Origin of the sequence: Nonomuraea cavernae (assembly GCF_040655715.1) — a bacterium.
Taxonomy (GTDB): domain Bacteria; phylum Actinomycetota; class Actinomycetes; order Streptosporangiales; family Streptosporangiaceae; genus Nonomuraea; species Nonomuraea cavernae_A.
This window is the reverse complement of the sequence record NZ_JBFAKL010000070.1, coordinates 1-2,936: the sequence shown is the minus strand read 5'-3', so window position 1 is coordinate 2,936 and position 2,936 is coordinate 1. Positions and strand designations below refer to the sequence as shown.

The 2,936-nt window shown below is 62.1% G+C and carries 1 protein-coding gene; it reads left to right on the top strand.

All coding sequences use genetic code 11. The features are described 5' to 3' along the window. Window positions 1–143 precede the first annotated feature (143 nt). A complete protein-coding gene (locus AB0I38_RS40220; RefSeq protein ID WP_358496128.1) occupies window positions 144–2,687 on the top strand; it encodes a DEAD/DEAH box helicase in 2,544 nt (847 codons plus the stop codon). The last annotated feature ends 249 nt before the right edge of the window (window positions 2,688–2,936 follow it).

Sequence of the window (2,936 nt, the reverse complement as noted above, 5' to 3'; positions counted from 1 at the left end):
CCGCCGCAGGTGTTGTTCATCATCACAGATTCGCCGACGGAGTATCAGACGGCCGTCGAGCGACTCCCGACTGGGATCAAGACGGTTCGCTTGTACGAGGACTACCTGTCGAACTACACGATCAACATCCCGGGTGGTGCTCGGTGAATTTCACGCTGGAGGACTACCAAACCAAAGCAGCCGAGGCTGTCCTGACAAACCTCGCCAAGGCTCGCGCGGGGTACGCCGACGATGGCGAAATAACCGCCGTTGGCCTCACCGCCCCGACCGGGGCAGGTAAGACGGTGGTCGCCACCGCCGTTCTGGAGGGGTTGTACCTGGGCACGCCGACGCGTGAGCCCAATCCAGACCTGACGGTGCTGTGGTTGACCGACGACCGGTCTCTGAACGCACAGACGATCAACAAGATCCTTCAGGCCTCCGGCGGCGAGATCGACGTGAACCGGATCCGGTTTCTCAGCGACACCGACGAACCCACGCTGGAATCCGGCTACATCTACTTCGTCCATATCCAGGCGCTGCAGAAGAACTCCACGTTGCACGCCACGCGACTTGACGGGTCCAAGAACGACAAGCGGACTTTTGGCGCCTGGGACATGATCGCGAACACCGTCAAACAACGTGGCCAAGACTTCGTTGTCATCTGGGACGAGGCGCACCGAGGCTCGGGCACGACCAAGACCGAGCGCAAGACGATCGCGGGCACCATCGTCAACGGAGGCCCGACCAACATCGGAACCATCCAGCCAGCAGCGCCGGTTGTGCTGGGTATCTCGGCGACACCGGATCGTTTCCACGCCGCGATGGAAGCGGCGAACCGCACGATGCGACCGGTCAACATTCCGCCCAGCGACGTGCGCGAATCAGGCCTGCTCAAAGATCGCATTCTGCTGCGTAACATCGCCGAAGCCCAGTCGGCGGACAACACGATGCTCGCCATGGCCGTTAACGACCTCAAAGCCGCCAGTCAATCCTGGCGCACGCATCACGACAACACCGGCGACCGGCTGGTGGAGCCGCTGCTTGTGGTACAGGTCGAGCCGAAAGTGACCGAAATACGGCTGGCCGAGATCCTCGCTGTCCTGGAGTCGGCGTGGCCGGAGCTGAGTGACTACTCCGTGGCCCATGCATTCGGCGACCCGCATGGACCACTGAAGGTCGGGGATAAGACCGTCCGCTACTTGCCTCCTGAGGCGATCTCCGGCGACGATCAGGCCCGCGTAGTTCTGTTCAAGTCCGCTCTGACCACCGGTTGGGACTGTCCTCGTGCGGAGGTCCTAGTCTCGTTCCAAGGCAAGGACTCCTACACCGAGATCGCTCAGCTGATCGGCCGGCTGGTCCGCACCCCTCTGGCCAAGCGCGTCGACTCTGGCGACGACCGGCTCAACGAAGTGGTGGCCTACCTGCCGGGGTTTCGTACTGAACACGTCGTCCGTGTTGTCAATGCACTAACCGAAGATGAGACGGTTCAGGTAGAGGTGATGATCACACCTGAGGTTTGCGGCCGGTCGACCACAGTCCCAGCGAGGCTGTTCGACTTGCTCGACACGCTGCCGTCGTACATGCGGCCGAAGGCCACCTTCCCCACACGAACAGCGCAACTGATGCGTCTGGCCGCCGCACTCAACGAACACGATCTGGTCAAAGGTGCATCGGCTAGGGCGCGAGCTTGGATCGTTGACCAGATGAAAGCGGCTGACGGCCAGCGCAAGGACGAGATCGATGCCAGGGTGGGCGACATTCTCGCCTTGACGGTGAACACTACCGTGGTCAACTACGACGCAGCGATCATGCTGACCACCGGAATCAACGAGGCGCCAACGTCCGAACGTGATCTGGACGCCTACTACAACCGCGCGGTACGGCTGCTTCCCGACGGATCAGCGGCCTGGTACTACAACGACCTGTGTGATCGCGACTACGACGAGATCGACGCTGCAGCCCGGGTAGCCGCGATGGCCGGACTCGGCTTCAAGAGCCTCATAGAGGAGCAGGCAGCTGAGTTGATTGGTGCCTGGCGCAAAGAACACCAGGCCAAGGTCTCCGTCAAACCGCGCTACGTGCGTGATCTGATCGAACCACTCTTCTATCTCGGTACCTCTCCGATGCACCCGACCACCGTCCAAGCCCGCGCGGTCTACCCGGTGGCGACAGAGAGGATCGTCAAAGACAAGACTGAGCCGATCCCAACGTATGCGCATCACCTGTACGTCATCGGTGACGACAAGCCCAACGCGGGCGGGTTCCCGGTCGATACCTCCCGATCATCGTGGGAGAAAGAAGTGCTCGACGCAGAACTGGCCGCTGAGACCCTAGTCGGCTGGTACCGCAACCCGTCCTCTGGGCGCCATGCGCTCGCCGTGCCATACAAGTTCGGCGACAAGAACCTACTCATGCACCCGGATTTCCTGTTCTGGCATGAAGACGGCGACGAGAACTATGTGCTGGACATCGTCGATCCGCACCGGCAGGACCTCGGCGACACCTCGGCCAAATGGACGGCGCTGGCCAAATACGCGCAGGATCACCCCGATTGGGTTCGACGATGTCTGGCGGTCATCAGAGTCGACAATAGCCTGCGGGCGCTCGACCTCACGCAGGGCGGCATCGACGCCAAACTCTCCGTGGCCACCAACAAAGCCCTGATCGAGGATCTCTTTGACAGCGACGGCATCAACTACCCATAGCTGCGTTGCTGGCGCGCGGGCGGTGCTGGCCGCGACCGGCCGGAGAGCCGCAGCGCGGCCAGCAGACCGCCCGGACGCGCGCCGGCCGCCGTAGGCGGGCGGCCTTGAAACCGTGGAGAAAGTTCTCATCCGGTTGAGCTGTATGGCCTCTGAACTGCTCTTTTGTGGCGCTTCTCTCCGGCTGCGGTATCGGTTGATGCTTGACGCCGGTGGGCGAGGTGATGGTGCGGTCTGCGCTTCAGCCGATGT